Here is a 26,401-nt window from a genome sequence, read left to right as displayed (position 1 = left end):
GCTGCTGCTCTTTTAAACCATTAGCTGAAATTGGCTCTTAAGGCTAGCGTGAACTTGCCCATATGTCGTAATTCAGACCCATGTCGACACAAGTGTGGACTATTTGCACCGCATTTTGGCCCTATTTTCGCCAGATTTGGGCCATAAAGTACCGATCGCCTTCATTTGCGAGACATTGGAGCGCGGTTTCTCCATCCAACCAAACGGCTGTATGACCCTTTTCGGTAGGGGCGCTGCGCTGAAGTGTGGGCCGCGCAAGATAGATGTGGCAGATTTTTTCCGCCCATAGATTGTATTCAGGCATGTAGGTGAAGCGCCGATAGGCCCCCAAACGCCGCGCGCCGGTGATGCCCCATCCGGTTTCCTCGTAAACTTCGCGGGTAAGCGCGGCGAGCGGCCCCTCGCCCGGATCAATGCCGCCACCCGGCAATTGATACTCCGGCACAGGCTCTTCTTGATGCGTGACCAAGAACCGATCCCCCCGCATCAACACCGCATAGGCCCCCGGACGCGCCTTATAGTGCTGCCCGCGGACCAGACTTTCTCCGAAACGACGCATTTTCGCCCCCTCACCCCTTGGCCGAGCGGTTGCCCCCACCATATAGGCACGATATGCCAGCCCAAGGGCTGAACGAAAACCCCCGGGAATGTTATGACCTCGTTTACTGATATCGTTTGGGACGACACCGTCCTGCCGTTCCAGCTTGACCGCGCCGATGTGCGTGGCCGTATCGCGCGACTTGATGGCGTGCTGGAAGACGTGCTGCGCCAGCACGACTACCCCGCCCTTGTCGAAGGGCTGGTGGCCGAGGTGGCGCTTTTGACCGCGCTCATTGGGCAAACGATGAAACTGCGCTGGAAGCTGTCGCTTCAAGTGCGCGGCAAAGGCCCGGTGCGGATTTTGGCCACCGATTACTATGCCCCCGCCGAAGAAGGCGCGCCCGCCCGCCTGCGTGCTTGGGCGAGCTATGATGCCGAGCGGCTCAATGAAAACGCCGCCGATCCCTTTGCCGAAATTGGCGAGGGGTATCTGGCCGTGCTGATCGACCAAGGCGAGGGCACCCTTCCCTATCAAGGCATGACGCCGCTTGATGGCGGTTCGCTTGCCCACTGCGCCGAAACCTATTTTGCGCAATCCGAGCAACTGCCGACCCGGTTCCAATTGGCCTTTGGCCGTTCAACCGAACCGGGGCAGGGTGAGCATTGGCGTGCCGGTGGCGTAATGCTGCAAATGATGCCCGCAAGTCCCGTTGCCGCGCGCGAAGGCTCGGGCGAGGGCGGCCTGCTGCGCCACTCCGATATTTTGTCGGGCGCTGCCGATGAAGATTGGACGCGGGCGAATGTGCTGCTTGATACGGTTGAGGAAATGGAACTCACCGGCCCCTCGGTCGGGCTGACCAATCTTTTGGTGCGGCTCTTCAATGAAGAAGAGCCCCGCATCTTTGATGCGCAAAAGGTCGAGTTTGGCTGCACCTGTTCTGAGGATCGCGTGCGCACCAGCCTGTCGATCTATTCGGCCAAAGACATCCGCCACATGACCACGGCAGAGGGCACAGTGACCGCCGATTGCCAGTTCTGCGGTGCGCATTACGTGTTTGACCCCCTCTCTCTTGGTTTTGAGGCGGTGAAAAACCCCGATGGCTCGCCGAAAGAGGCAGATGATGCCTGATCCGTTCGCCCCGCTCCTTGCCGCCTTGGCAAGGCCGGGGCGGGCCTCGTCAGATCATGACCTGAACCCTGAGATGGCCTTGCCCGAAAACCGGGTGCTTCGGCCTGCGGGGGTTTTGGTCGCATTCGAGGAAACGCCCCAAGGGCTACGGTTTTACCTTACCAAACGCGCCTCGCATCTGCGCCACCATCCGGGGCAGATCGCTTTTCCGGGCGGCAAAGTCGATCCAGACGATAGCGGCCCCGTGGCCGCAGCCCTACGCGAGGCCGAGGAAGAGATCGCCCTGCCGCGCGGCAATGTACAGGTTTTGGGCACGTTAGAGCCGCATGAAACGGTGACGGGCTTCCTTGTCACTCCGGTGATCGCGCGCATCACCGCCCCCTTCACCCCGCGCCCAGAGGCCGGTGAGGTGGACGAGATTTTCACCGTGCCGTTTGCGCATCTGACGCGGCAAAGCTTCCGCGTCGAACAACGCCGCTGGCGCGGAAAAATGCGCGCCTATTACATCGCCCCGCTTGGCCCTTATTACATCTGGGGCGCAACTGCGCGGATCTTGCGCGGGCTGACCGAGCGGCTCACCCCATGAAACTGCAAGCAGACTGGCTGTTTCAACCTCATGTCCAGCGTGTGCTGGGCGTGCTTGAGGCGGGTGGGCATCAGGCACTTTTGGTGGGGGGCTGTGTTCGCAATGCGGCTCTATTCCAGCCTGTTTCCGATATCGACATTGCCACCGATGCGACACCGGACCGGGTTTTGGAACTGGCCAAAGGTGCCGGCATCAAAGCCGTGCCCACGGGCATTGAGCATGGCACCGTGACCTTGGTGGTCGATCATCAGCCGCATGAGGTCACCACCTTCCGCCGTGATATAGAGACCTTTGGCCGCCATGCGACGGTGGCCTTTTCCACCGATGTGGCCGAAGATGCCGCGCGGCGCGATTTCACCATGAACGCGCTTTACGCCCGCGCCGATGGCACCGTGCTCGACCCGCTGGGCGAGGGTTTGGCCGATCTGCAAGCCCGTCACCTGCGTTTTGTGGGCGACCCCGCCGCACGGATCGAAGAAGACTACCTGCGCATCCTGCGCTTCTTTCGTTTCACCGCGTGGTATGGCGACCCCGCGCTTGGCATGGATGCCGAAGGTTTGGCCGCCTGTGCGCAACATTGCGCTGGAATAGAGACGCTTTCGCGCGAACGTATCGGCCATGAAATGCGCAAATTGCTGGCCGCGCCAGACCCGGCCCCCGCCATGGCGGCGATGGCTGCTTGCGGGGTTTTAGCGCAGGTTCTGCCGGGTGCGGATGCCAGAGCCCTTGCCCCCTTGGTGCATCTGGAAGCCGGCCTTGCGCCCGACCCACTGCGGCGGCTCGCCTGTTTGGGCGGGATGGAAGCAGCTGAACGCTTGCGGCTTTCCAAAGCAGAAGCCAAACGGCTTGAAAAACTGCGCGCGGCGCTGGGGGATCTTGGCTCAGACGCGGCGCTTGGCTACCGATATGGGCAGGCGGACGCGCGTGATGCGCTCCTCATTCGTGCCGCATTGATGGGACAAGAAATAGCAGAATCCAGCTGGAATAGGGTCGAATTTGGAGCCGCCCAGCGCTTCCCCATCACCGCAAAAGACCTGGTGCCCGCCTTCACCGGCCCCGCCTTGGGGGCGAAGCTGCGCGACCTTGAAGCCCGCTGGATTGCCTCGGGCTTTACGCTGAACCGCGAGGCGCTTTTGCGCGACCTTGGCTGACCTTTTCCTTCCGGCCCCGCCCGCTATATGGTGACGCCGAAAGGAATTCCCATGATCAACGCCTTCACCCCCGCCGAGGGGCCGCCCCCGCAGCGCCTGCTGTCTTTCCTGCGTTGGTGCCTAAGCGGTGCTTGGCCCGTGGTGGCGGTGGCCGCCGTCGCCTCGGCCCTTGCGGGTACGATGGAGGTGGGCGCAGCCTGGCTTTTGGGGATGGTGATCGATTCCATCGTGGAAGCAGACCCGGCCACATATGGCAGCCAACATTTGTGGCTTCTGGTGGCCTTTGTGGTGTTTTACCTCGTGATCCGCCCGGCCTCCTTTGGCTTTTCCACGTGGTCGTCAAACATGCTGGTCGCGCCCAATCTGATGCCGCAGGTGCTTTCGCGCCTGCACCGCTGGACGATGGGCCATGCCGTTACTTTCTTTGACAACGACTTCGCGGGCCGCATTGCGCAAAAGCAAATGCAGACCGCCCGCGCCGTCACCGATGTGGTGACCGAAATCATCGGCACGGTGTTCTTTGCGCTCGCCTCCATCATCGGCTCTGTCTTCCTTTTGGCTGGAATAGACACGATTGGCGCGCTCGCATTGGGTGTTTGGCTGGTGTTTTACCTGCTCTTGATCCGGGCCTTCCTGCCGCATGTGCGGGGGCGGTCAAAAGCCCGCGCCTCCGCCCGCGCGATGGTCACGGGCCAAGTTGTTGACACGATCACCAACATCAAAACGGTGAAGCTTTTTGCCCATGCCAGCCATGAAGACCAAGCCGCCTTGGGCGCGATGCAGGGCTTTCGGGCGGCGGCAGAGCGGTTTGGCATCACCTCAACCTGGTATCGGCTAAGCCAGATCACCTTCTCGGGCCTGTTGCCAATTTTACTGGTCGGCGGCGCGCTTTTGATGTGGCGGCGCGGCGCGGCCACGGCGGGCGATATTGCCGCTGCGGGCGCGGTTGCGATGCGGATCACGCAAATGTCGGGCTGGGTCTCGCAATCTTTGATGTCGCTTTGGTCCAACGTGGGCGAGGTCGAGGACGGGATGCGCACCCTTACCCCCGCGCATGACATCACCGATGCGCCGGGCGCGCAGAGCCTTGAACGGGTCAAGGGCGAGATCCGCTTTGATCATGTGAGCTTTGCCTATGGGCGCAAAACGGGTGGGGTGGAAGACCTGCACCTGACCATTACGCCGGGCGAGCGGATCGGCATTGTGGGGGCCTCGGGGGCCGGGAAATCAACCCTCGTTTCGCTGCTTTTAAGGCTCTATGACACCGAAAAAGGCGCTGTTTTGATTGATGGCCATGACCTACGCAGCGTCACCCAAGAAAGCCTGCGCCGTCAGATTGGCATGGTCACGCAAGAAACCGCGATGTTTAACCGCTCCGCGCGCGAGAACATCCTTTATGGCCGCCCCGATGCGACGGAAGAGGAAATGATCGCCGCCGCTAAGGCCGCCGAGGCGCATGAGTTCATTCTGGGGCTGGTCGATCACACCGGCAAGAAAGGCTATGATGCGGCGCTGGGTGAGCGCGGCGTGAAGCTTTCGGGCGGGCAGCGGCAGCGGATTGCGCTTGCCCGCGCTTTTTTGAAAAACGCGCCGATCTTGGTTCTGGATGAGGCGACCTCTGCCCTTGATAGCGAGGTGGAGGCGCAAATCCAGCAAGCGCTGCATCGGGTGATGGAGGGCAAAACGGTTCTGGCCATCGCACACCGCCTTTCAACGATTGCGGAGATGGACCGGATCGTAGTGCTCGATGGCGGGCAAATCGTCGAACAGGGCTCGCATAGCGAACTTCTGGCGGAACAGGGTCTTTATGCGCGCTATTGGAACCGCCAATCGGGCGGCTTCATTGGCACCGACGAAGATGAGGGCGGCGGCGAAGAGGTGGAAACCATCGAGGCCGCGCAATAGGCTTGGCCTGCGCCGGGGCTTGCGCTATCTGCCCCGCAAGGAGGCCCGCCCATGCCCTATGAAATCGAGCGTTTGTCCGTGCATGCCGATGGCATTGCGCAAGGTGCCGAAGGGCGCGTGCATGTGGCGATGGCCCTGCCCGGTGAGGTGGTGGACGGCACCGTCGAGGCGGGCCGGATCGCGGCCCCGAGCATTGTCACCGCCTCGGCAGAGCGGGTAAAAGCCCCCTGCCCGCATTACCGCGCCTGCGGCGGCTGCGTGTTGCAACATGCCTCTGACAGCTTTGTCGAACGCTGGAAGGCCGAGGTGGTGGAAAACGCGCTCGCCGCCCGTGGGATCACGGCAGAGGTGCGCGCGGTGGAAACCTCTCCCACCCTTTCGCGCCGCCGTGCCAGCTTTTCGGGTCGGCGCACAAAGAAGGGCAGCCTTGTCGGCTTTCATGCCCGCGCCTCTGACACGGTGGTAGAGGTGCCGAACTGCCAGATTTTGCGACCCGAACTGCTTGCCACCCTGCCTGCGCTGAATGCCGCGACGGTGCTGGGGGCCTCGCGCAAAGGCGAAGTGTCTTTTGCGCTGACGCTGTCGGAAGCAGGCGTTGAGGTTGCAGCCACCGGCGGCAAAGACATGGAGCCTGCGCTTTTCCAAGACCTTGCCCGGCTGGCCGAGGAACACGATTTGGCGCGGCTGAGCTGGAATGGGGAAACCATCGCCGCGCGCCGACCCGCGCTGCAAAGCTTTGGCCCGGCACGCATCACGCCGCCGCCCGGCGCGTTTTTGCAAGCGACGGCAGAGGGTGAAGCCGCCTTGGTGGCTTTTGTCCGCGAGGCGACCGCCGGGGCGCACAAGATCGCCGATCTGTTCGCGGGCTGTGGCACCTTCACCTTGCCTTTGGCGCTAGGGGCAGAAGTGCATGCGGTGGAGGGCGAGGCCGATATGCTTGCCGCGATGGATAAGGGTTGGCGCGCCGCCCAAGGGCTGAAAAAGGTCAGCCACGAGGCGCGCGATCTGTTCCGCCGCCCGCTCCTGCCCGATGAGATCAGCCGCTATGACGCCGTTGTGCTGGACCCGCCCCGCGCGGGGGCCGAGGCGCAGGTGGGCGAGATTGCCACCTCAAAACTGGCCAATCTGGTTTATGTCTCGTGCAACCCCGTCACCTTTGCACGCGATGCCGAGCGGCTTTTGCAGGCGGGCTTTGCGCTTGATGACGTGATCGTGGTCGATCAGTTCCGCTGGTCGGCACATATCGAGCTTGCGGCACGGTTCACCCGCGCATAAGGCTTCGCGGCCCGGGCCAAATCTGATAGGCTTGGGCAAAACATAAACTACAGGCAGATCATGCAGCGTCGCGCAGTCTTTTTGGGGCTTTCGAGCCTCACCCTTTTGGCCGCCTGTGGCGGCGATTCCGCCAAATTCTCATCCAAATTCCGGCGCTATAGCGGGCCGCCGGTCACGCAAATTCAGGTCTTCAAAGGCAAGCGGCGGATGATGCTGTTTTCCGGCGACAAGGTGCTGAAGACCTACAAGATCGGTCTTGGTGGCAACCCGGTGGGCAAAAAGCAATTCGAGGGCGATGGCAAAACGCCCGAGGGGCTTTACTACATCAGCCGTCAAAACCCGAATTCGGCCTATCACCTGTCGCTTGAGGTGTCTTACCCGAATGCCGAAGACCGCGCCTTTGCCGAGGCGCAGGGCCGCAAACCCGGCGGCGATATTATGATCCACGGGCGCGCGGGCAAAAACAAAGGCCGCGGGCGTGATTGGACCGCAGGCTGCATCGCGGTGAAAGATGACGAGATCGAAGAAATCTATTCGATGATCCGGCTCGGTACGCCAATCTTTATCTTCCCCTAAGAACGAAAAAGGCCCCGCAAGGGGCCTTTAGTTTGGGTATCGGGAAACCGGACTTATTTGCCGGTGACCATCGTCCACCAAATCTTGCCCGAGGATTCTTGGAACCACGCAAAGCCCATGTAGCGGGCCTCGGGGTTCAAGATCACGTCGCGGGTATCGGCAAGGTTCATCCACGCGGAAAGCGTCTCGGTCTCGGTTTCATAGGTTTCCGAGATATTCTCACCCAAGAACGCGCCCGCAAAGCCCGCACGTTTCGCGCGATCAAGCGGCGATGACCCATCCGAGCCCCAGTGCCACGGGCGGTTTTGCAACGCCATATCGCGCGAATGGATCAATGCCGCTTGGTTCAGTTCCGGGCTCAGCACCACCGGCGCCGTGCCCCGCACCGCGCGCAGGCTGTTCACCGCCTCAACCACGCGCTGCTCGATCTTGCCACTGTCGCTTGCCGAAATACGGTAGAGTTTCGGCAGCGGTTTGCCGTCGGGGCCAAGCTGTTCACCGGTGCCAGTGCAGGCGGTCAAGGCGAGGCTGGCGGCCATCAAAAGGGCGGTTGCACGGATCATATCATTCCCCCGAAGTTCGCGGACCCTTACACCGCCGCGTGAAGCCACGCAAACCCACAGTTGCGTGAAACCGCTTCTTGACGTTGGTTTGATTTGCACCTGAGGCCAAGGCGCAATAAGGAGACAGCTTGATTGACCTAAAACCCGGCCCGAACGGAGACTTTCCATGACGGATGCGCGCAAGATGCTCGACCGCCGCTCTTTCCTCGGCTCTGCCGCTTTTGCCGGTATGTCGCTCGCTGCACCGGCCGTCTTTGCGCAGACCCCGGATGCGGGGCTCGAAGCCCATGAAGAAAGCGCCAACACCAATATGCGGCGCAACATCTCCAGCTTCCGCGAATTGGATTGGCAGCCCTATTTCTCGAACACGAAGAACGGCGCGATCTTGGTCGATACGATCTCGCGCGCGCTGCACTACTGGTCAGAGGATCAATCGATCTATCGGCTGTTCCCGACCTCGGTCCCGGTGTCGGAAGAACTCACCCGGCGCGGCCGCACCGAGGTGATCCGCAAGGTGAAAAACCCGACTTGGTCGCCCACGCCGTCGATGAAACAGCGCAACCCCGATTGGCCCGATTTCGTGCCCGCCGGACCGGATAACCCGCTCGGCACCCGCGCGCTTTACTTGGGTTGGAAATATTACCGCATCCACGGCACCCATGACACACGCAAGATCGGGCGGAAATCGTCGAACGGCTGCATTGGGCTTTTCAACCAGCATATCGAAGAGCTGTTTGAACTGGCCCGTGTCGGCACGCAGGTTGTGCTGATCTAAGCCGCCTTTCTACGCGCCTTGCCAGAAAAACCGCGTCAGGTGGAAAAACACCGGCGCGGCAAACACCACGGAATCGAGCCGGTCGAGGAAGCCGCCGTGCCCCTCGATCATATGGCCCCATTCCCGCACGCCGCGGTCGCGCTTGATCGCCCCCATCACCAGCCCACCAAAAAAGCCAAGGCTCGCCAAGACAAGTGACATGGCAAAGGCCTGAAGGGGCGTGAAGGGCGTGATCCACCACAAAGCCGCGCCGATGACGGAAGCCGCCAGCACCCCAACGGCGAACCCTTCCCATGTTTTGCTTTGCGAGACTTGCGGCGCGATTTTATGCCGCCCGATCGCCTTATCGGCGAGGTAGCGCAGCACATCGCCCGATTGCACCACAAACAGCAGAAACACGATCAGAAGGATGCTATCGCCTTCAAAGCCTTCAATTTTCAGGGTGAGGAAGGCAGGCACATGGCTAACGCAATAAATCGCGATCATCAGCGCCCATTGGGTCTCTGACACGCGGGTGAGAAATTGGGCCGTGTCGGCGCGCAACACCGTCAAAATCGGCAAGCCAAGGAAGGCATAGACCGGAATGAAGATCGCGGTGAAGCCATACCAATCTTGCCAAACAGAGACATATTGCACCGGCAGCACAAAGAAGAACGAGGCCACCAGCGCCGCATGATCGGCCCGCTGGCGGTGGGTCAGCGTGAGAAATTCGCGCAAAGCACTGAATGAGGCAAAGGCGAAAAGGAGCAGAACCGCGCCTTGTCCCATCAAGAAGGCCAAGCACAGCACGATGATCATCAGCCACCAGCCATCAATCCGGGCGTTCAGCGTGGCAATGACCGGGCTGATCCCTTCGGGGTCAAAGCGCCAGCGCAGCACCTGCCCCACGGCAGAGGCAAGGCCCAACACGGCAAAGACCGCCGCAAAGATCGCAATCAGGTTGACCGAGGTTTCGGCAGTCATACGGCCTCCTTCGGTGCAAGCGCCAAAAGCGCGGCGCGGGCGCGGGCCATGAAGTCTTCTTTCGTCTCGTCCGCACCCGGACGCATCGGCTCCCCAAAGCTGACCGTGCACAAAAGCGGCACCGGAATGAGCGATCCGCGCGGCAGCACCGCATTGAGGTTGTGAATCCACACCGGGACCAGTTCCACCTTCGGCCGCGCTTGGCCAAGGTGATAAATACCGGGGCGCATTTCGAGCAACAGCTCATCGCTTTCATTGCGCCGCCCTTCGGGGAAGATGATCAGCGAAGACCCCTCGTCTACCGCGCCCATCATCCGCTCCACCGGGTTCTCGGTCCGGTTTTCGCGCAGCCGCTCGATCAGCAACACCTTAAAGACATCGCGTCCCATGAACTGACGAAGGCGATTTTTCAGCCAGTAATCCGCTGCCGCCACGGGCCGGGTGCGGGCGCGGACCTCGGGCGGTAAAACCGCCCAGATCAGCACCGCATCGGCATTGGAGCAGTGATTGGCGAAATAGACCCGCTGCACGCCTTGCGGCAGCGCCACCGCATAAAGCGCCTGTGGCGCGGTCAGGAACCGGATCAGGACCGATATCCCCCCGGCGGTGATACGTGCGGCGACGTGCCGCAGCCCGGTTTTGAGTGCCTCACGCAGTTTCGCCCCCTCCCGGCCCAAAGAGCCGCATGACGTAAGGTGAGCCTAACGCCGGGGGCGGGCATAGCAAGGGCTAAGAGGTCGCGCGGCTTAGCAGATCCAACCGCAGAGGTTTTCTTCGACCACTTCCATCAGCGCGGCGATATGGGCATCGTCATCGTTGAGGCAGGGCACATAGGTGAAGAACTCGCCCCCCGCTTCCTCAAAGGCTTCGCGGATCTCGCCATTGATCTCTTCGAGCGTCTCGATGCAATCGGCCGAGAAGGCGGGCGAAATAACAGCGATGTTCTTTTTGCCAGCCTGCGCCAGCTTCACCACATGCTCGACCGTGTAAGGCCGCAACCATTCCTCGCGCCCGAAGACGGATTGGAAGGTGGTGTCGATCCCATCTTTGTCCCAACCGAGCCGCTCGCGCAAAAGCCGCGAGGTTTTTTGGCATTGGCAATGGTAGGGGTCACCTTCGCGGTGATAGCGGCTTGGCATCCCGTGATAGGAGGCCACCAACACATCGGGGCGGCGTTCAAGATCCGCATAGGCGCGTTCAACCGATTGCGCCAAAGCCTCGATATATGAAGGCCTTGCGAAATATTCGGGCGCGGTGCGCGCGGCGGGCTGGCGCTTTTGCGCCATCAGCGCGCGGAAGAATTGGTCATTCGCCGTGGCCGAGGTGGCGCCCGCATATTGCGGATAAAGCGGGAAGAACAAGATCCGCTCGCAGCCTTTGGCAACCATTTCTTCGATCACATCATGGGTCGAAGGGTTGCCGTAACGCATGCAGAAATCGACCACGACATTGTCTTTTCCGTAGCGCGTATCCACCGCCTTGCGCAGCTTCGTCACCTGCTGGCGGGTGATCGTCATCAGTGGGCTTTCGTCCAGTTCTTCGTTCCAGATCGAGCGATAGTTCTCGCCTGAGGTGAAGGGACGCTTGGATAGGATGATCAATTGCAGCAGCGGCTGCCACTTCCACGACGGAATATCGATCACCCGCTGATCCGACAGGAACTCGTTCAAATAGCGCCGCATCGACCAATAATCGGTCGCATCGGGCGTGCCGAGGTTTGCAAACAGCACACCAATTTTGGCCGGCGGAACCATCGGATGGTCGGCAGGGGCATGGGCAAGGCGTGCTGGCCGTTCTTCGGTCATGTCTTTTCCTGTCGTCACTCCGATGAAACCTGCCCCGGACTTAATGGGTTTACGGCTCAGGTCAATGCCGCCTTTGCAATGTGCCGCGCCTCACCTAAGTTGGGAGTATGCCGATGAGTGAACCAACCGGAGCTGAAGATGCTCCGCCCGCCCTCAACGCCGCGCAGGATGCGCTATTTCTAGATTTCGACGGGTGCCTTGTCGAGATCGCACCCCGTCCTGACGCGATTATTATCCCCAAAGAGCTTGGAAAAACGCTAACGCGCTTGTCCGAACGTCTCGGCGGCGCGCTGGCCATTGTCTCTGGGCGTTCCCTGCCAGAGTTGGAAACCTATCTTGCGGGCTTTGATGGCCCGATGGTGGGCAGCCATGGCGCGGAATCCCGTGGTCTTGGCCAAGAGGCTGTGCGCCCCGAAGGGCTGGCCGATTTGCAACAGGCGATGGAAGACTTTTGCGCCGAAAACGGGCTGCTTTATGAGCCAAAGTCGCTTGGGGGCGGGCTGCATTACCGCGCCAAGCCCGAGTTGCAGCTTTTGACCGAGCGCTTCGCCGCTGAACTGACGACGCGCTTCCCCGGCTTTGAAGTGCAATTGGCGAAAATGGCGGTCGAGCTGCGCCCAGGTGGTGTGTCCAAGGATCGCGCGCTTGAAATGCTGTCGCACATCGCCCCTTTTACTGGCCGGCGCCCGGTCTATGCGGGCGATGATGTGACCGATGAACCTGCGCTGGCTTGGGCCGAGGCGCATGGCGGTTTTGGCGTGAAGGTGGGCGATGGTGCCACGGCGGCGAGCCACCGCCTTGCCGCGCCCGCGCAGGTGCGCACTTGGCTTGCCGCCGCTTTGGAGGACTGTTGATGGGGCGCTTGATCTGTCTTTCAAACCGTATTCCCACCGGGGCAAACCCTTCGGGCGGGCTGGTGGTGGCCGTGGGCGACGCGCTCGAACAAGCGGGCGGCATCTGGATCGGCACCTCGGGCGAGGTGTGCGAAACGCCGTCGGATGAATTGCGCGAGATTGAGGGCGGGCCGTTTCGGCGGCTGTGCTTCGATCTGACCGAGGAAGAGCAGCAAAACTATTACGCGGGCTATGCCAATTCGGTGCTTTGGCCGCTGTTGCATGGCCGCACCGATCTGGTGGACATCCATCAGGAATATCTCGCGACCTATAAAAAGGTGAACCGACGGCTGGCGCGGATGCTGGCACCCCATCTGGAGCCTGATGACCGGATCTGGGTGCATGATTTCCACCTGCTGGCACTGGCGCATGAGTTACGCGTGCTGGGCGTAGGCAACCGGATCGGGTTCTTTTTGCACACCCCCTTCCCCGAGCCGCTGTCCATGCATGTGCTGCCCAATGGGCGCGAGGTCTGCCAATGGCTGTCGGGCTTTGACCTGATCGGGCTGCAAGCCGAACGCGATGTGCGCGCCTGCCTCGCCTCGATGGTGGAAATTGGCGAAGCGATTGATTTGGGCTCGGGCTATTTGCATTTGGGCCAACGCCAATGCCGGGTCGCCGCCTTCCCGATCGCGATTGATGCGCGCGAATTCATGGATTTGGCCGAAGAGCAGTTTCAGGCGCTGCCCGCGGGGATCGTGAAGGATCGACGGCGGTTGATGATCGGCGTGGACCGGTTGGATTATTCCAAGGGCGTGCCGCAACGCTTCCGCGCTTTTGGCGAGTTTCTGTCGCGGCACGAGGAATGGCATCGGCATGTGTCGCTCTTGCAAATCTCGCCACCGACCCGTGAGGGCGTGCAGGCCTATGACGCGATCCGTGAAGAGACCGAGCATTTGTCGGGCCGGATCAACGGCACTTTCGCCGATATTCAATGGGCGCCGATCCGCTTCATCAACCGCGCTGTCCCGCGCGAGGTGTTGGCCGGGCTTTACCGCGCGGCGCATGTGGGGCTGGTCACCCCGTTGATGGACGGGATGAACCTTGTCGCGAAAGAGTTCATCGCCGCGCAAAACCCAGAAGATCCGGGGGTTTTGATCCTGTCGCAATTTGCGGGCGCGGCGGAGCAGATGACGGCCGCGCTGATTGTGAACCCGCACGACACCGAACAGATGGCCAGCACGATCCTGACCGCGCTGGCGATGTCCCATTCAGAGCGGCGCGAACGCTATGAGGCGCTGCTTGAGGTGTTGCTGACCCAAGATGTGCATTGGTGGTCGAAGAACTTCCTCGACGCGCTTGGCTAGTTAGGGCTTTTCGCCGGTTGGGAGTTCGCAAGTGCCCAGCGCCTCGGCCAGCCGCGCAGAAGCGGCACCGGGGCGCAGCGGTTTTTGCTGGCTTTCATGCGGCTTCCAGCCGGTGAGCCAAACCATGTCAAAGCTTGCGCGAACCCGGCCATCGGCTTCGGCAAAATGCTCGGCGTAATGCATCATCGCCTGCGCCAGCACCGCACGGCGGGTGAAATGGCGCACCCGGCCCGCGAGCGCATTCGCCTCTCCCATCGCGCGTAGATCGGCCAAAAGCCGCAGCGGGTTTTCATAGGTGACTTTGCGCAGCACCGAATCCGCCACCGGCAAAGCCAACCCCGCGCGTTGCAACAGCCCGCCAAGATCACGAATTTCCCCCATCGGCAAAACCCGCGGCGATAGCCCGCCTGTCACCGCCACTTCGGCCTCGGCCAGCGCGGCACGCAATTCGGCCAAGGTCTGGCCACCAAACATCACCGCGATGAACAGCCCATCGGGTTCCAGCGCGCGGGCGGCTTGCACGATCTGGCCCACCGGGTCTTCCGCCCAATGCAAACACATCGCATGAACCACCAGATCATGCGCACCCTCTTCAAGCGCCAAGACCTCGCTGTCTTGCACCACCTTCGCCGTGGGCAAAACCGCCTGCCACGGCCCGGCAAAAGGCGTGATCAAAGCGGGCCTCGTAAACGTTTTGTTAACCTCGTTTAGCCTCTCATGGAGTTCCTCCGCCGCGTCCTCATGGAGGAACAATGCAGGTCCCTGCCGTTCGGCGCGGGCCCGGTTGCGGATCAAGGCGGGGCGGTCTGTTAGTGTGTAAGAGGTGCTCATGGTGGAAATAGAAGATAAAGCGCATCGAAAGCGGATGCCAGATGGCATGCGTCGCGCCCTTGCCGCCGCTTTGCATACGGTGTTTCCGCCGCGCTGCATTTGTTGCGGCGATGCGGTGGGCTCCGATCACGGGATGTGTAGCCCCTGCTGGCAAGAGGCGAGCTTTATCACCGGCACGGTCTGCGATTGCTGCGGCGCGCCCCTGCCGGGTGAAAGCGCTACAATCGAACTTTGTGATGAATGCCTATCTGAGCCGCGTCCATGGGACCGAGGCCGGGCCGCATTTTTGTATGCGGGCACCGGGCGCAAACTGGTTTTGGCCTTCAAACATGCCGACCGGCTCGACCTTGTGCCGCCTTTGGGCGAAATGCTCGCCCGCGCCGCGCGGCCACTGATTGAACCGGGCATGGTGATCGCCCCGGTGCCACTGCATCGGATGCGCATGGTGCGGCGCATGTTCAACCAATCGGCGCTTTTGGCACAGACCATGTCCAAGCATACAAGGCTGCCCTGCGTGGTGGATTTGTTTGACCGACGCCGCGCAACGCCCAGCCAAGAGGGATTGAGCCGCGCCGAACGGCACCAAAATGTGCAAGATGCGATCCGGCTGCGGCCCAAATACGCCGCCAAAATCAAGGGGCGGCATGTGCTGGTGGTGGATGATGTGCTGACCTCTGGCGCGACCATGGCCGCTTGCGCAGAGGCGGCACGGGCGGCGGGCGCACGGCAGGTTTCGGTGGCTGCGCTGGCCCGCGTTGCGAAGGACGCCTGAAGCCCTTACGTTGGGGGCAACAAGGAGCCGTCATGAAACGCGTCGAAATCTACACCACCCCCACCTGCCCCTACTGCATCGCCGCCAAAGAGCTGTTGACCCGCAAGGGCGTTGCCTTTGAAGAAACCGATGTCAGCGCCGATCCGATGGAACGGCAAAAAATGACCCAGCGCGCCAATGGCGGCTACACCGTGCCGCAAATTTTCATTGGCGGCACGCATGTGGGCGGCTGCGATGATCTGCATGCGCTGGAGGCACGCGGGCAGCTTGACCCGATGCTGGCCGAGTGATGCGCGCCGGGCTGGTTCAGCTTTCCGTCAGCGATGATCCGGCAGAAAACCTGCCGGTGACGGTTGGGTTTATCCGGCAAGCGGCGGCGCAGGGGGCGAGCTTTGTGCTCACCCCCGAATGCACCAATCTCTTGTCTTCTGACCGCGCGCTGCAAAACGCCGTGCTTCGCCGTGAAGAAGATGACCCGACCCTTGCCGCGCTGCGGGCCGAGGCGGAGAGTTTGGGCATTTGGCTGCTGATTGGCTCTTTGGGGCTCAAAACGCATGAGGGTGATGGCCGATTTGCCAACCGCTCGTTCCTAATTGGCCCGCAAGGGCAGATCGTGGCGCGCTATGACAAGATCCATATGTTCGATGTCGATGTCTCGCCCACGGAACGCTATCGCGAATCGGATGCCTATCGCCCCGGTGCGCGCGCCGTGCTGGCACGGGCAGATTTCGCCAAGATCGGCATGGCGATTTGCTATGATCTGCGCTTCCCGCATCTGTTCCGCCGCTTGGCCCATGCGGGGGCAGAAATCCTGACCCTGCCCGCCGCGTTCAATGACACAACAGGCGCCGCGCATTGGGAAAGCCTGATCCGCGCGCGCGCGATTGAGAACACCTGTTTCGTGCTCGCGCCTGCGCAATGCGGCACCCATGCCGCGCATGGCGGCAAACCGCGCCGCACGCATGGCCATAGTTTGGCTGTGGCCCCTTGGGGCGAAGTTCTGGCCGATGGCGGCACAGAGCCGGGCGTGACGCTGGTCGACCTTGATCTCGCGCTTGTGGCCGAGGCGCGCGCCCGCGTACCCTCGATCACCCATGACCGCGTATTTGAGGGGCCCGAAGATGGCTGACCCGCTGGCCGCAACGCTCTTTTCTGAGGTCTTTATGGCCGATCAGCTGGCGCGCAACGTTGTCAGCCGGGCTTTGCCCAAAGGCATGGAAATCTCTCATTTCTCGGTGCTCAATCACCTTGCGCATCTGAACGAGGAACGCACCCCCGCGCAATTGGCCGCCACCTTTCATGTGACGCGCGGGGCAATGACCAACACGCTTTCCAAGCTCGTCTGGGCGGGGCATGTGCATATTCGCCCCGATTGGGATGATGCGCGGCGCAAATTCGTGGCGATCTCGCCCGCCGGGCGGCAGGCGCGCGATGCGGCGCTGGCCACTTTGATGCCGCTCATGGGCGATATTGTGCGCGACATCGGGGCCGATAAGGTCCGTGCTGTGCTGCCCGTGTTGCGCGAATTGCGCGCGCGGCTGGAAGAAAGCTAACCCCCAGATGCAAAAAGACCCCGCCGAGTGAACGGCGGGGCAAGGTCGTGCCTTGGGTCATGCCAAGACACTGGCGGTAACCGCGTATCTCTTAGTTCATCTCGGCGCGGATCTGCTGACGCAGCAGGTCAATCGGCACCAATTTGCCGTCGCGCTTGAAGTGCCAATAGGTCCAACCATTGCAGCTCGGCGCACCTTCCAGATGCGCGCCAACTTGGTGGATCGAGCCCTTCACATCATTGCCGATCAGCGTGCCATCGGCGCGCACTTTCGCTTTGTAGCGATTGCCGATGGAGTAAAGCTCTTCGCCCGGACGCAGCATGCCACGCTCGACCAATTGGCCAAAGGGCACGCGCGGTTCGGCACGTTTCGAGGTGGTGGTTTCCAGCGCCTCACGGTCAAACTTGCGCACTTTGGCCAGCCGCTTTTCGGCCGCCGTGCGATAAGCTTCTTCGCGCTCAATGCCGATGTAATCGCGCCCCAGCATCTTTGCCACAGCGCCCGTGGTGCCAGTGCCAAAGAACGGGTCCAGAACCACATCACCGGGGTTCGTGGTGCCCAAAATGATCCGGTGCAGCAGCGCTTCGGGCTTTTGCGTCGGGTGGGCTTTGTCGCCCGCATCATCTTTGAGCCGCTCACCGCCGGTGCAGATCGGCAGCACCCAATCCGAGCGCATCTGAATCCCTTCGTTCAGCGCTTTGAGCGCCTCGTAATTGAAGGTGTATTTTGCGCCTTCGGACTTGCTCGCCCAGATCAGCGTTTCATGCGCATTGGTCAGACGTTTGCCGCGGAAGTTCGGCATCGGGTTCGACTTACGCCAAACCACGTCATTCAAAATCCAGAAACCCTGGTTTTGCAGCTCCGCCCCAAGGCGGAACACATTGTGGTAAGAGCCAATCACCCAGATCGCCCCATTGGGCTTCAAGATACGCTTGGCGGCGGCCAACCAATCGCGGGTGAAATGGTCGTAATGGCCAAAGGAGCCAAACTTGTCCCATGCATCATCCACCGCATCAACCTTGGAATTATCCGGTCGATGCAGGTCGCCACGCAGTTGCAGGTTATAGGGCGGGTCGGCGAAGATCAGATCGACACTTGCCTCGGGCAAGCGGTTCATTTCTTCGATGCAGTCACCCGCAATGATCTGATTGAGCGGAAGAGCCGGTTGCGGCTTCCGCGTTTGGGATTTGGTCATTTCTGCCTCATTCTGCCCGTCTGGGTCATGCCCGGTGGGTCGCCAGCTTGTGCCGGTCTATGGGCCTAAAGATGAGTCAAAGCCGAATCGCCGTCAATTTCTTTTTTGAATCAGGGGGTTACAGTTTTCGCTTGGCACAAGATATTGTGGACGGGCTTAAACGAACGTCTATGAACGGGCGTAACCCCCAAATCTAGGAGCGCTTGCAGGTGGTCTTTGGTTGGGTAACCGGCGTTTCTTTCCCAGCCATAACCCGGGTATTGTTGCGCCAAATCCACCATCAGCGCATCGCGGGCTTCTTTCGCCAAAATCGACGCCGCCGCGATGGAGACGGAACGGCCATCCCCCTTCACCAAAGTCTCGGCCGAGATCGTCAGCGCCTTGGGCAAGCGGTTGCCATCCACCAACACATGATCGGGCGTCGTTTTCAGCCCCTCAATCGCGCGGCACATCGCAAGGTGGCTGGCTTGCAAAATATTGAGCGCATCAATCTCTTCCACGCTCGCATGCGCCACACACCAATCTGCGGTCGCGGTGATTTGCGCCACCAATTCGGCACGACGCTTGGCGGACAGCTTCTTCGAATCATTCAGCCCCGCCGGAATATGCGCAGGGTCCAAAATCACCGCTGCCGCAGTGACCGGGCCGCACAGGGGGCCACGCCCCACCTCATCCACGCCCGCCACATGCAAAAGCCCGCGAGCGCGGGCGGCGATTTCAAAACTGTCATCGGGTTGGTTTGCCATAGGACCCCTGTGCCGCCTCACGAATGATGGCGCAATAAAAAAGCGAGGGGTCACCCCTCGCTCTCTACGACGCATTCTGTCGCTCTGATTGTGCCCGGGCAACTGGCTCAGCGGCGGTCGATGCGGAACCCGTGATCCTCAAGGCAGCGACGCTGATAGAAGGTCGCGCCGCGGCTCCGGTCATTATGCAGGCGGACTTTGCAGCTTGTCGGCAGCGCACGCCAACCCACGGCGTCGGCAGCACAGCGCGCCGACACCAAATTGCTGCGGGTCTCGCGGCCACCAAAGTTCACCACGCAGTTTCCCGGAATGGTGCGCCACGTATCGCGGCGGCGGTCATCCCAGCGGCGATCATCGCGACGCTCCGAACGCACATCGTGGCGGGGGTAGGCAGGTTCCGAATGGGCACGGCTGTCCTTTTTGCTATCTGCAATCAGCGCCATCGCGCCGATCCCCAGCACAATACCCAAGGCAGCCTTGTCATTATCACTCATCGCGGCAGCAGGCGTTCCAGTGGCGGTTAAACCACCCGTGGCAAGCGCGATAGCGGTCAGGGCGGCGGTAAAACGGTTACGAAGAGTCATTGTCATGGGAATGTCCTAACGTTCGTGCGGCGAACCGCGTTTGGGATAAAACGATCATCGGCTTCAAGCGTTCCGAAACACAATATCAACCTCGTGTTATTGGATATCAAACCCCGCAACCCCTTTTGGCTATTGCATAACAGCGCCACTGCGCGCAGCCTGAACACATGATGAAACACGCGCTCATAGCCTTTGCTTTTATGGCCTTTGCCGCACCTGCGCAGGCCCAGTGCTATGCCGATTACAAGGCAAAGCAGGACAATCCCTTGCGGCTGCATTATGGTGTGGCCCAGGTTCCCGACAACGCCTGTTCGCCCGGCGCGGCGGCGGCTGTTTTGACCCCGCGACTCGCGGCAGGCGGTTGGGTTTTGCTCAATGTCGTATCCACTTTCGGGCCCGAAAGTTTGCAATCTAAGAAGGCGAGTGCTGGTGGCTACTTCCTCCGTTACTGAGGGGCTGAAAACCGGCTCTCGCGCGATGATCTGGGGTGTGGCCGCGATTGCCGTGGCCTTGGCGGCGGCGGCGGCTTTGCTGTTCCTATCGCTGCCAGATGCCAATGCGTTCAACACTCGGGTTGAGCAGATCTTTGTGCAAAACGACGCGCTGACCAACCCAACCCAGTTGCGGCTGTTGGAGGTGCTCGCGCAATCGGGCACCGCGTTTGGTGAGGTGCTCGCCTCTTACCGCGTGATCATTTTCATCCTGCTGGTTTTTGCCACCGTCTTGATGGTCGCGGCGCTCGTGCTTTTGGTCACCATTGCCAGCCTGAACCGCCGCATGAGTGCGATTCAACGCACCGGGATTGAGGTGCAAAGCCTGCGCATTCTGCGCGCCGAAAACGCGGTGATGCTGAATGATATGGCCTTTACCCTGACCCCCGCCGCCATAGACACGCTTTCTGTTCTCGCCGAAGCGCGGATGGATGATGAACTGCTAACCGGCGCGCAGATCGAGGCGATGATCTCCGGCAAACCCGAAGCCGATTGTGATGAGGCCGCAGGCGCGACCCGCATCAAGCGGCTGCGCGACGCGCTTGGCAATGCGCTGGTCTCAGAACTTTTGGTTAGAAACATTTCACGTAAAGGTTACACGCTGGGCGTAGCCAAGGAACGGCTGCGCGTCGACTGAGCCCAAAACCTGTTGCGTCACAAGGGTTAGGGGCCTATATCGCGGCTTCACTTTTTTCGGGGGGGCGCCCATGATTCCGACACCCTTCTACCTGATCGACGAAGCCCGGCTTCTGACGAACATGCGCAAGGTCGAGGCTTTGCGGGCCGCTTCGGGGGCAAAGGCGCTTTTGGCGCTCAAATGCTTTGCCACATGGTCTGCCTTTGACATCATGCGCCCCTATATGGACGGCACCACCTCCAGCTCGCTGTACGAGCTGCGCTTGGGCCGGGAAAAGTTTGGCAAAGAAACCCATGCCTACTCGGTGGCTTGGTCGGATCGTGAGATCGACGAGGCGTGTTCTTACGCGGACAAGATCATCTTCAACACCGTGGGGCAGCTGACCCGATTTGAAGGCCCCTCGGCGGGCATTCAGCGTGGCGTGCGGCTGAACCCGCGTTTCTCGACCTCTGGCTTTGATCTGGCCGACCCGGCCCGCCCTTTCTCCCGACTGGGCGAATGGGATGTGACTAAGCTTTTGGGCGTCGCCGATCTCATCACCGGGGTGATGATCCACTACAACTGCGAGAACCGCGATTTCGCTCTGTTTGACGAACAGCTTGGCCGGATTGAGCGCGAATTCGCCCCGCTTTTGGAAAAGCTTGATTGGGTGAGCCTTGGTGGCGGCATCCACTTCACCGGCGAAGGCTACCCGCTGGAAGAACTGGCCAAGCGGCTCAAAACCTTCTCGGATCGTTTCGGCGTGCAGGTCTATTTGGAGCCGGGTGAAGCGTCGATCACTCAATCCACCTCGCTTGAGGTGACGGTGCTGGACCTGCTTGATAACGGCAAGAACCTCGCCATCGTCGACAGCTCGATCGAAGCGCATATGCTCGATCTGTTGATCTACCGCGAAAGCGCAAAACTGCCGCAAACCGGTGATCATGCCTATCAGATCTGCGGTAAATCCTGCCTTGCGGGCGATATCTTTGGCGAGGCCCGCTTTGAACAGCCGCTGAACGTTGGCGACCGGATCTCGGTCGCGGATGCGGCGGGCTATACGATGGTCAAGAAAAACTGGTTCAACGGCGTCAACATGCCGTCGATCGCGATCAAACGAGAAACCGGCGAGATCGAGCTTATTCGACAGTTCGGTTACGAGGATTACCTGACATCCCTGTCCTGAGGGGCTGATCGCCCCCCTTCCCTTGCTCATGAAAGGAGCCAGCTGAAGTGAAAAAGAACGTGCTTATCATCGGTGCCGGTGGCGTCGCGCAAGTGGTTGCCCACAAATGCGCGCAACACAACGACATTCTGGGTGACCTGCACATCGCCTCCCGCACCCAATCCAAATGCGATGCAATCATCGCCTCGGTGCACGAAAAGAGCGCGATGAAAGTGCAAGGCACGTTCGAAGGGCATGCCGTCGATGCGATGGACAGCGCGGCGGTGGCCGAGCTGATCCGCAAGACCGGCGCGCAGATCGTGATCAATGTGGGCTCCGCCTTCGTCAATATGACGGTGATGCAAGCCTGCATCGACACCGGCGTGGCCTATATGGACACCGCGATCCACGAAGATCCGGAAAAAATCTGCGAGACCCCGCCGTGGTATGGCAACTATGAATGGAAGCGCCGCGAAGCCTGTAAAGCAGCGGGCGTCACGGCTATTTTGGGCGTGGGCTTCGACCCGGGCGTGGTCAACGCTTATGCGCGTCTGGCGGAAGAAGAATTCCTCGACACGATTGAGAGCATCGACATTGTCGATATCAACGCGGGCTCACATGGCCGTTGGTTTGCCACCAACTTCGACCCGGAGATCAACTTCCGCGAATTCACTGGCACGGTCTATTCGTGGCAGCAGGGCGCGTGGCAGTCGAACAAGATGTTCGAGGTCGGCAAGGAATGGGATCTGCCCGTTGTTGGCAAGCAAAAGGCCTATATGACCGGTCATGACGAGGTGCATTCGCTCTCGGCCCGCTATGCCCACGCCGATGTGCGCTTCTGGATGGGCTTTGGCGATCACTACATCAACGTCTTCACGGTGCTGAAGAACCTAGGCCTGCTCTCGGAACAGCCGGTGAAAACCGCCGAAGGGCAGGAAGTGATCCCGCTTAAGGTGGTGAAAGCCGTGCTGCCCGACCCGGCCAGCCTTGCGCCCGATTACACCGGCAAAACCTGCATTGGCGACGTGATCAAGGGCACCAAAGACGGCAAACCGGCCGAGGTGTTCATCTATAACGTGGCCGACCACAAAGAGGCTTATAACGAGGTTGGCAGCCAAGGAATTTCCTACACCGCTGGCGTGCCGCCGGTCGCCGCCGCGATCTTGATCGCGAAAGGCGTGTGGGATGTGGGGCACATGGCCAATGTCGAAGATCTGCCGCCGCGCCCGTTCCTCGAACTGCTTGGCGAAATCGGCCTGCCGAGCCGGGTGATCGACACCACCGGCACTGACCGCGCGATCTGAACAAGACGCAATCGAAACACCAAAGGCCCGCGCGAGCGGGCCTTATTTTATGCTGGCTGCGGACGGCTCACCCATCTTTCGCAACAAAATGCGCCGCGCCTTTGGGTGGCCAGAGATCGTCTCGATTGGCCCCATCGCCGCAAGGTCCCAGATCTGCGGCTCCACCGATCTAAGCCGCAGATCAAGCAGCACAGACCCCGCCGGGGCGACCTGACTACGGAAGAAATCAAGATAGGTCGCAGCAGGATAGTGAAAGCCGCAAGAAACGAAGCTGACGGCAAGGTCAATCCGCCCGGCTTGCGCCAGATCATCCGTTTTCGGGTTCAGGGTTTGAACCTTTTCCTCGGGAACACCGTTTGCCACCAAGAAGGCACGTGCCTTCTGAAGACTTGTGTAAGCCGCCCCTTCATTCGCATAGCCGAAATGACGGTGGTCGTTTTCCTCGATGTCGATCAGCACAATCTCGCAGCCCGTATCGCGATGCGCGAGCAAATCCCAAATTGCATAGCCGCAGCCAATATCAGCGACGCGGCGCGGGTTTAGCGCCTGAATACGCGCCTGCATCGGGCGGTATTCACCCAAGATCACCGCCGCCGTACGCCGCGCGATCTCTGCGCCGAGCCGTTCGATTTGTTCTGCGATTGGCGCCTCATCACCCTCGCTCCAAGCTTTGATGATGCGCCCCGGCCGCGCCACATCGAACAAGGTTTCCGAGCGCTGCAGCAGCATGTTGAGAAAATCGGTGCGATCAAACATTGAGACGTCAAGCGCACGAATTTCTGGCCGCTCAGCATCTGCTGCAATGCTCAATTCGGCAATCTCATGTGCGGTCATTGCGCTTCACCTCACGCCGTCCGATCTATCCGCGTCAAAGGGAAGTCTTGCTGGGTTTGCTGATCCGCTCAAGAAAATTTGGCGGACCGCTCAATACCATGATGTCGCGGCGAGGCGCAGGCGACATGCCGAGATCATCTCGTTGTCGATGATACCGCGACAGACCCACTTAGGAAATCGCGCGCCGCCTCCACACCAAATGGCTCAAAGCACCGTAAGGCTTTGTTTTTATTCGCCTAGTGCCAATGTACCATAAGTTTGCACACCCAGTTGATTCGGCGGCTGTGCCGTGCATAAATATCTTAAGTATTTCAGGTGCTTGCCGTAGGGCGATCTTCGCCGCGAGGCATAAGCATGCACAGTTGACACATAAGCATGCACGGCTGCGGCCAAAAAAAAGGGCCCGCGATGCGAGCCCTGAAACGTCGATACCAATCTTGGTCAGCCGCTATTCGTCCAGCATCATCTGCGTGAGCTTTTCGCCGTCGATCATGTTGCGATAGTCGGGTGCGGTGAAAGGGCACAAGCCCTGAGGCAGGCGGGAATTCTGGGCATAGGCCTCGGAGAACATTTTGACCGTGACGGTCCTCTGGCTGCGAAGTCTGCACAAGCCGAAGGCGCGGATCAGAAGCTCGATGACGAGGCCCCACCTGGAGGCGCAGGCAAAATCTAGGCGCTGCAGAAAATCGACGTCAACAAGGTCTTCGACATCAATATCGGCGCGTTCGGCATAGGTGTAGACGAGCTTGTTCAGTTCGATCATGTCCGGATCCTTTGTCGGATCGGCGAACCTGCCAAGGTTGATCTTATCGAAATGAATGTGGGAGAGGAGATGGGCGATCTGCTCTTCAGAGTTCACATGGCTGGCCAGAACCGGGACGCCTGACAGGATGAGCATCAATGGCCATTCCGGTTCCTTCATCAGCGCCTTAAAACGGTCGAGGAGCTTTTCGTTGGACTTTGGGCCCGACGTAAAGGCGTGCTGGCATTCATCATAGTAGAGTCCGATGACGTCCTGTTCGCGGCATTGATGGCGAACCATGTTCCACAATTCACCTTGGGTGCGCCGAGGATTCGCAGGGTAACCGAGTGCCTCAAGAGTCTTGTGGCCAAGATCTTTCCAGCTGATCGACCCGTCAAGCTTGCAGTAGATGATCTTACCCAGCTTCCCATTGGGCATCGCAGTCATGCTGGCGTTGAATTCCTCCACAAGCCGGACAGTTTCGGAGGTCTTTCCGACCCGGGATTCCCCAGTCACCAGCAAGCCGCGTGCTTCGAAATGCCCGCCAATCTTGGCTTTGACATAGTAATCGTGCAGGCAGTTTTCAAAAGCTTCGCGGAGCTTTGCCGCGCGCGGGAAAGTATAATGGCCGCGCTGCAGAGCAAGTGATGCATTGACGCGTTTCTGGTCGATGAAACCCATGGGTATCCTTGAAAGGCTAGAGGTGATTGAGATGGCGGTAGTTACAAGATCTCACCCTTTTGGGCGGGTCGGCCGAGCCGAACAGGGGGCTCCGAAGATGGTTTTTCGGCCTTGGGCTTCGGCTTCCTCGCTGGCAGAGCGGGCGTAGAGACCGGTCCTTCAGGCTCGTGGTCTATGACATTTTCAGCGCCGAGCGGCAGGATCCCCGGCCCCGAGGTCGCGGTGGCCAGAGAGCCGGGGGCGACCGTATCGAGCGGCACATGCGTGTTGACCAGCCGAGATGAGGCGAACAGGCTCTTGGCCTTCTTGCAGGCTTCGGCCTGAGTGACATAGCTCCTTGGAAGCCGCCGCTCGACGCCGATTTTCTTGAGCTGATCATGCCTCTCGAGGCGAACCTTTGCGATCCGGTCTTCGTAGAGCGTTGTCAACTCTGGGTTTTCACGCCGGTAGTGCGTCATCAGCTCCAGGAATTCGGATGCGGTCAGATCGGCGAAGGCGGTCGTCTGTAATGCCAGCTTATATGGCTCTGGATCACGAGGGATCACTGCGGTTGCAAAGTTCAGATTGTCGGGATCAAGATATACGGCGACCTTGCCCTGATACCCATCGATAGCGAGCTGAAATTCGTCGGACGAATAGAAGAGGCCCTCCAGAACCCGCACACCCTCGTCATTGGCTTTCAGATCAAATTTCCAGCCCAGATGGATGCGACGGAGATCCTCATCCAAAGGTCGAAAGATCCCGCGGGTCTCATTCAGTTCTTTATAGACCTCGGCAGGCCGACGCCCAGCCATCCCGACGCCCATATGTTTCAGGGACGGGTATTCATCGATGAAAAACTTGGTCAGGATTTCATAGAGGAGGTCGATATCCAGCACGCCGGATGCCTTGGCGTCATATCCCGGCAGCTCTCCCGCCTTGCGACCCGTGTATCATAGGGCACTCGATGGGGCAGGCATGGGGACGCCCATTCCATCGGGAGTGGACGATTTTCCGGCGAGCCCATGTCATAGTCTGCCAACCCGCGCAAGTGATTTTAACGCACTGATATTTATGCGAAAAAATGAGTCTTCATTCGCATATTCGAAGCAGCCGGAATACCCGGGTGTGTCGGAAGAAAAGCCTCCTGGGCAGGGGCGTAACAGGACTTGAGCCTCCCATTGAAAAACCGTGGATCGACACGCCCACGCCCCTAAGCGGATGGCAGCGTTAGCAACGGGGCCGGAAAGCTGACTTGCGGCGGTGCGGTTTGGCACCCGCGGCGAGTTTGGGATAGCGGCCATTTATACGCCGCGCAGCAATGGACACCACCTTTTGACCATAAGGGCGGATAGTGTTGAAAAAGTCGGTCGAAATCGCCGATTTCACGGCACGGGTCTCTCCGGCAACGCCGGGTCGTCCGGGCTATCGCCCGTCCGA

The 26,401-nt window shown here is 60.3% G+C and carries 29 protein-coding genes; 17 read left to right on the top strand and 12 right to left on the bottom strand.

What is annotated here, in order from left to right:
• Positions 1–121 precede the first annotated feature (121 nt).
• The gene (locus BW967_RS16720; protein ID WP_076486246.1) at positions 122–559 is read right to left on the bottom strand and encodes an NUDIX hydrolase; all 438 of its coding nucleotides are present in this window, start codon (positions 557–559) and stop codon (positions 122–124) included.
• 93 nt (positions 560–652) lie between these two features.
• On the opposite strand from BW967_RS16720, the gene hslO reads away from it, so the two are divergent.
• From hslO to BW967_RS16690, 6 genes are read left to right on the top strand one after another with little or no spacing between them, the layout of a single operon-like run.
• The gene (gene hslO, locus BW967_RS16715; protein ID WP_076486245.1) at positions 653–1,669 is read left to right on the top strand and encodes an Hsp33 family molecular chaperone HslO; all 1,017 of its coding nucleotides are present in this window, start codon (positions 653–655) and stop codon (positions 1,667–1,669) included.
• Positions 1,662–2,255, top strand: coding sequence for a CoA pyrophosphatase (locus BW967_RS16710; RefSeq protein WP_076486289.1), 594 nt, complete (start codon positions 1,662–1,664; stop codon positions 2,253–2,255). Before hslO ends, BW967_RS16710 begins: the two co-directional genes overlap by 8 nt.
• Entirely contained in the window at positions 2,252–3,406 is a 1,155-nt protein-coding gene (locus BW967_RS16705; RefSeq protein WP_076486244.1) for a CCA tRNA nucleotidyltransferase, read from the top strand. Before BW967_RS16710 ends, BW967_RS16705 begins: the two co-directional genes overlap by 4 nt.
• A 51-nt stretch (positions 3,407–3,457) precedes the next feature.
• Positions 3,458–5,311, top strand: a complete 1,854-nt coding sequence (locus BW967_RS16700; protein ID WP_108188656.1) for an ABC transporter ATP-binding protein — start codon at positions 3,458–3,460, stop codon at positions 5,309–5,311.
• A gap of 51 nt (positions 5,312–5,362) precedes the next feature.
• Positions 5,363–6,586, top strand: a complete 1,224-nt coding sequence (locus tag BW967_RS16695; RefSeq protein ID WP_076486242.1) for a class I SAM-dependent RNA methyltransferase — start codon at positions 5,363–5,365, stop codon at positions 6,584–6,586.
• 60 nt (positions 6,587–6,646) lie between these two features.
• Positions 6,647–7,162 carry a L,D-transpeptidase family protein gene (locus tag BW967_RS16690; protein WP_076486241.1) on the top strand — a complete coding sequence of 172 codons (516 nt, stop codon included), beginning with the start codon at positions 6,647–6,649 and terminating at the stop codon, positions 7,160–7,162.
• A 53-nt stretch (positions 7,163–7,215) separates the two neighbouring features.
• On the opposite strand, the gene BW967_RS16685 is transcribed toward BW967_RS16690, so the two are convergent.
• Positions 7,216–7,725, bottom strand: coding sequence for a divisome-associated lipoprotein DalA (locus tag BW967_RS16685; RefSeq protein WP_076486240.1), 510 nt, complete (start codon positions 7,723–7,725; stop codon positions 7,216–7,218).
• A 166-nt stretch (positions 7,726–7,891) separates the two neighbouring features.
• Between BW967_RS16685 and BW967_RS16680 the strand changes: the two genes are divergently transcribed.
• A complete protein-coding gene (locus BW967_RS16680) occupies positions 7,892–8,500 on the top strand; it encodes a L,D-transpeptidase (protein WP_076486239.1) in 609 nt (202 codons plus the stop codon).
• Between the two features lie 9 nt (positions 8,501–8,509).
• On the opposite strand, the gene BW967_RS16675 is transcribed toward BW967_RS16680, so the two are convergent.
• From BW967_RS16675 to hemH, 3 genes are all read right to left on the bottom strand, one after another.
• On the bottom strand, positions 8,510–9,463 hold the full coding sequence (locus BW967_RS16675; RefSeq protein ID WP_076486238.1) for a phosphatidate cytidylyltransferase: 954 nt from the start codon (positions 9,461–9,463) through the stop codon (positions 8,510–8,512).
• Complete coding sequence (locus BW967_RS16670; RefSeq protein ID WP_245826597.1) at positions 9,460–10,140, bottom strand: lysophospholipid acyltransferase family protein; 681 nt, start codon at positions 10,138–10,140, stop codon at positions 9,460–9,462. The genes BW967_RS16675 and BW967_RS16670 overlap by 4 nt, the downstream gene beginning before the upstream one ends.
• A 69-nt stretch (positions 10,141–10,209) precedes the next feature.
• Entirely contained in the window at positions 10,210–11,268 is a 1,059-nt protein-coding gene (gene hemH / locus BW967_RS16665; protein ID WP_076486237.1) for a ferrochelatase, read from the bottom strand.
• A 113-nt stretch (positions 11,269–11,381) separates the two neighbouring features.
• Here hemH and otsB point away from each other — a divergent pair, with 113 nt between their 5' ends.
• Together otsB and BW967_RS16655 are read left to right on the top strand one after the other, a co-directional pair.
• Positions 11,382–12,122: a trehalose-phosphatase gene (gene otsB / locus BW967_RS16660; RefSeq protein WP_076486236.1), complete on the top strand. Its 741-nt coding sequence runs from the start codon at positions 11,382–11,384 to the stop codon at positions 12,120–12,122.
• Positions 12,122–13,468 carry an alpha,alpha-trehalose-phosphate synthase (UDP-forming) gene (locus BW967_RS16655; RefSeq protein ID WP_076486235.1) on the top strand — a complete coding sequence of 449 codons (1,347 nt, stop codon included), beginning with the start codon at positions 12,122–12,124 and terminating at the stop codon, positions 13,466–13,468. Before otsB ends, BW967_RS16655 begins: the two co-directional genes overlap by 1 nt.
• Here BW967_RS16655 and BW967_RS16650 read toward each other — a convergent pair whose 3' ends face one another.
• Positions 13,469–14,299 (bottom strand): methyltransferase domain-containing protein, encoded by an 831-nt coding sequence (locus BW967_RS16650; RefSeq protein ID WP_076486234.1) that lies wholly within the window; start codon positions 14,297–14,299, stop codon positions 13,469–13,471.
• On the opposite strand from BW967_RS16650, the gene BW967_RS16645 reads away from it, so the two are divergent.
• From BW967_RS16645 to BW967_RS16630, 4 genes are read left to right on the top strand one after another with little or no spacing between them, the layout of a single operon-like run.
• Positions 14,298–15,071 carry a ComF family protein gene (locus BW967_RS16645; protein ID WP_245826595.1) on the top strand — a complete coding sequence of 258 codons (774 nt, stop codon included), beginning with the start codon at positions 14,298–14,300 and terminating at the stop codon, positions 15,069–15,071. The two genes, BW967_RS16650 and BW967_RS16645, sit on opposite strands and share 2 nt — an antisense overlap.
• 32 nt (positions 15,072–15,103) lie before the next feature.
• Positions 15,104–15,361 carry a glutaredoxin 3 gene (gene grxC / locus BW967_RS16640; RefSeq protein ID WP_076486233.1) on the top strand — a complete coding sequence of 86 codons (258 nt, stop codon included), beginning with the start codon at positions 15,104–15,106 and terminating at the stop codon, positions 15,359–15,361.
• A complete protein-coding gene (locus BW967_RS16635; protein WP_076486232.1) occupies positions 15,361–16,200 on the top strand; it encodes a carbon-nitrogen hydrolase family protein in 840 nt (279 codons plus the stop codon). The genes grxC and BW967_RS16635 overlap by 1 nt, the downstream gene beginning before the upstream one ends.
• The gene (locus BW967_RS16630) at positions 16,193–16,624 is read left to right on the top strand and encodes a MarR family winged helix-turn-helix transcriptional regulator (protein WP_076486231.1); all 432 of its coding nucleotides are present in this window, start codon (positions 16,193–16,195) and stop codon (positions 16,622–16,624) included. Before BW967_RS16635 ends, BW967_RS16630 begins: the two co-directional genes overlap by 8 nt.
• 91 nt (positions 16,625–16,715) lie before the next feature.
• On the opposite strand, the gene BW967_RS16625 is transcribed toward BW967_RS16630, so the two are convergent.
• The 3 genes from BW967_RS16625 to BW967_RS16615 form a co-directional block, all read right to left on the bottom strand.
• Positions 16,716–17,819 carry a site-specific DNA-methyltransferase gene (locus BW967_RS16625; RefSeq protein WP_076486230.1) on the bottom strand — a complete coding sequence of 368 codons (1,104 nt, stop codon included), beginning with the start codon at positions 17,817–17,819 and terminating at the stop codon, positions 16,716–16,718.
• 110 nt (positions 17,820–17,929) lie between these two features.
• Positions 17,930–18,565: a ribonuclease HII gene (locus BW967_RS16620; protein ID WP_076486229.1), complete on the bottom strand. Its 636-nt coding sequence runs from the start codon at positions 18,563–18,565 to the stop codon at positions 17,930–17,932.
• A gap of 107 nt (positions 18,566–18,672) precedes the next feature.
• The gene (locus BW967_RS16615) at positions 18,673–19,155 is read right to left on the bottom strand and encodes a hypothetical protein (RefSeq protein ID WP_139327853.1); all 483 of its coding nucleotides are present in this window, start codon (positions 19,153–19,155) and stop codon (positions 18,673–18,675) included.
• 164 nt (positions 19,156–19,319) lie between these two features.
• On the opposite strand from BW967_RS16615, the gene BW967_RS16610 reads away from it, so the two are divergent.
• From BW967_RS16610 to BW967_RS16595, 4 genes are all read left to right on the top strand, one after another.
• Positions 19,320–19,601, top strand: a complete 282-nt coding sequence (locus BW967_RS16610) for a hypothetical protein (RefSeq protein ID WP_076486286.1) — start codon at positions 19,320–19,322, stop codon at positions 19,599–19,601.
• 25 nt (positions 19,602–19,626) lie between these two features.
• A complete protein-coding gene (locus BW967_RS16605; protein WP_076486227.1) occupies positions 19,627–20,277 on the top strand; it encodes a winged helix-turn-helix domain-containing protein in 651 nt (216 codons plus the stop codon).
• Between the two features lie 70 nt (positions 20,278–20,347).
• Positions 20,348–21,442 (top strand): carboxynorspermidine decarboxylase, encoded by a 1,095-nt coding sequence (locus BW967_RS16600; protein WP_076486226.1) that lies wholly within the window; start codon positions 20,348–20,350, stop codon positions 21,440–21,442.
• A gap of 47 nt (positions 21,443–21,489) precedes the next feature.
• Positions 21,490–22,725, top strand: a complete 1,236-nt coding sequence (locus tag BW967_RS16595; RefSeq protein ID WP_076486225.1) for a saccharopine dehydrogenase family protein — start codon at positions 21,490–21,492, stop codon at positions 22,723–22,725.
• A 42-nt stretch (positions 22,726–22,767) separates the two neighbouring features.
• Here the strand turns inward: BW967_RS16595 and BW967_RS16590 are convergent, their stop codons facing one another.
• From BW967_RS16590 to BW967_RS16580, 3 genes are all read right to left on the bottom strand, one after another.
• Positions 22,768–23,559 (bottom strand): class I SAM-dependent methyltransferase, encoded by a 792-nt coding sequence (locus BW967_RS16590; RefSeq protein WP_076486224.1) that lies wholly within the window; start codon positions 23,557–23,559, stop codon positions 22,768–22,770.
• 448 nt (positions 23,560–24,007) lie between these two features.
• Positions 24,008–24,982, bottom strand: a complete 975-nt coding sequence (locus tag BW967_RS16585; protein WP_076486223.1) for an AAA family ATPase — start codon at positions 24,980–24,982, stop codon at positions 24,008–24,010.
• 41 nt (positions 24,983–25,023) lie between these two features.
• Positions 25,024–25,860, bottom strand: coding sequence for a hypothetical protein (locus BW967_RS16580; RefSeq protein WP_076486222.1), 837 nt, complete (start codon positions 25,858–25,860; stop codon positions 25,024–25,026).
• Positions 25,861–26,401 lie beyond the last annotated feature (541 nt).

Origin of the sequence: Rhodobacter aestuarii, assembly GCF_900156655.1 — a bacterium.
Lineage (GTDB): Bacteria > Pseudomonadota > Alphaproteobacteria > Rhodobacterales > Rhodobacteraceae > Rhodobacter > Rhodobacter aestuarii.
The sequence above is the reverse complement of the archived record's forward strand: the minus strand, read 5'-3'. Positions and strand labels throughout refer to the sequence as shown.

Excerpts from the sequence above, each read along its gene's own strand:
- hemH (WP_076486237.1), bottom strand. The coding sequence starts at position 11,268 with ATGACCGAAGAACGGCCAGCACGCCTTGCCCATGCCCCTGCCGACCAT.
- BW967_RS16615 (WP_139327853.1), bottom strand. The coding sequence starts at position 19,155 with ATGACAATGACTCTTCGTAACCGTTTTACCGCCGCCCTGACCGCTATC.
- BW967_RS16620 (WP_076486229.1), bottom strand. The coding sequence starts at position 18,565 with ATGGCAAACCAACCCGATGACAGTTTTGAAATCGCCGCCCGCGCTCGC.
- BW967_RS16700 (WP_108188656.1), top strand. The coding sequence starts at position 3,458 with ATGATCAACGCCTTCACCCCCGCCGAGGGGCCGCCCCCGCAGCGCCTG.
- BW967_RS16590 (WP_076486224.1), bottom strand. The coding sequence starts at position 23,559 with ATGACCGCACATGAGATTGCCGAATTGAGCATTGCAGCAGATGCTGAG.
- BW967_RS16630 (WP_076486231.1), top strand. The coding sequence starts at position 16,193 with ATGGCTGACCCGCTGGCCGCAACGCTCTTTTCTGAGGTCTTTATGGCC.
- BW967_RS16645 (WP_245826595.1), top strand. The coding sequence starts at position 14,298 with ATGGTGGAAATAGAAGATAAAGCGCATCGAAAGCGGATGCCAGATGGC.
- BW967_RS16625 (WP_076486230.1), bottom strand. The coding sequence starts at position 17,819 with ATGACCAAATCCCAAACGCGGAAGCCGCAACCGGCTCTTCCGCTCAAT.
- BW967_RS16680 (WP_076486239.1), top strand. The coding sequence starts at position 7,892 with ATGACGGATGCGCGCAAGATGCTCGACCGCCGCTCTTTCCTCGGCTCT.
- hslO (WP_076486245.1), top strand. The coding sequence starts at position 653 with ATGACCTCGTTTACTGATATCGTTTGGGACGACACCGTCCTGCCGTTC.
- grxC (WP_076486233.1), top strand. The coding sequence starts at position 15,104 with ATGAAACGCGTCGAAATCTACACCACCCCCACCTGCCCCTACTGCATC.
- BW967_RS16705 (WP_076486244.1), top strand. The coding sequence starts at position 2,252 with ATGAAACTGCAAGCAGACTGGCTGTTTCAACCTCATGTCCAGCGTGTG.
- BW967_RS16585 (WP_076486223.1), bottom strand. The coding sequence starts at position 24,982 with ATGGGTTTCATCGACCAGAAACGCGTCAATGCATCACTTGCTCTGCAG.
- BW967_RS16720 (WP_076486246.1), bottom strand. The coding sequence starts at position 559 with ATGCGTCGTTTCGGAGAAAGTCTGGTCCGCGGGCAGCACTATAAGGCG.
- BW967_RS16605 (WP_076486227.1), top strand. The coding sequence starts at position 19,627 with ATGATCTGGGGTGTGGCCGCGATTGCCGTGGCCTTGGCGGCGGCGGCG.
- BW967_RS16610 (WP_076486286.1), top strand. The coding sequence starts at position 19,320 with ATGAAACACGCGCTCATAGCCTTTGCTTTTATGGCCTTTGCCGCACCT.
- otsB (WP_076486236.1), top strand. The coding sequence starts at position 11,382 with ATGAGTGAACCAACCGGAGCTGAAGATGCTCCGCCCGCCCTCAACGCC.
- BW967_RS16675 (WP_076486238.1), bottom strand. The coding sequence starts at position 9,463 with ATGACTGCCGAAACCTCGGTCAACCTGATTGCGATCTTTGCGGCGGTC.
- BW967_RS16690 (WP_076486241.1), top strand. The coding sequence starts at position 6,647 with ATGCAGCGTCGCGCAGTCTTTTTGGGGCTTTCGAGCCTCACCCTTTTG.
- BW967_RS16650 (WP_076486234.1), bottom strand. The coding sequence starts at position 14,299 with ATGAGCACCTCTTACACACTAACAGACCGCCCCGCCTTGATCCGCAAC.
- BW967_RS16710 (WP_076486289.1), top strand. The coding sequence starts at position 1,662 with ATGCCTGATCCGTTCGCCCCGCTCCTTGCCGCCTTGGCAAGGCCGGGG.
- BW967_RS16655 (WP_076486235.1), top strand. The coding sequence starts at position 12,122 with ATGGGGCGCTTGATCTGTCTTTCAAACCGTATTCCCACCGGGGCAAAC.
- BW967_RS16635 (WP_076486232.1), top strand. The coding sequence starts at position 15,361 with ATGCGCGCCGGGCTGGTTCAGCTTTCCGTCAGCGATGATCCGGCAGAA.
- BW967_RS16695 (WP_076486242.1), top strand. The coding sequence starts at position 5,363 with ATGCCCTATGAAATCGAGCGTTTGTCCGTGCATGCCGATGGCATTGCG.
- BW967_RS16685 (WP_076486240.1), bottom strand. The coding sequence starts at position 7,725 with ATGATCCGTGCAACCGCCCTTTTGATGGCCGCCAGCCTCGCCTTGACC.
- BW967_RS16600 (WP_076486226.1), top strand. The coding sequence starts at position 20,348 with ATGATTCCGACACCCTTCTACCTGATCGACGAAGCCCGGCTTCTGACG.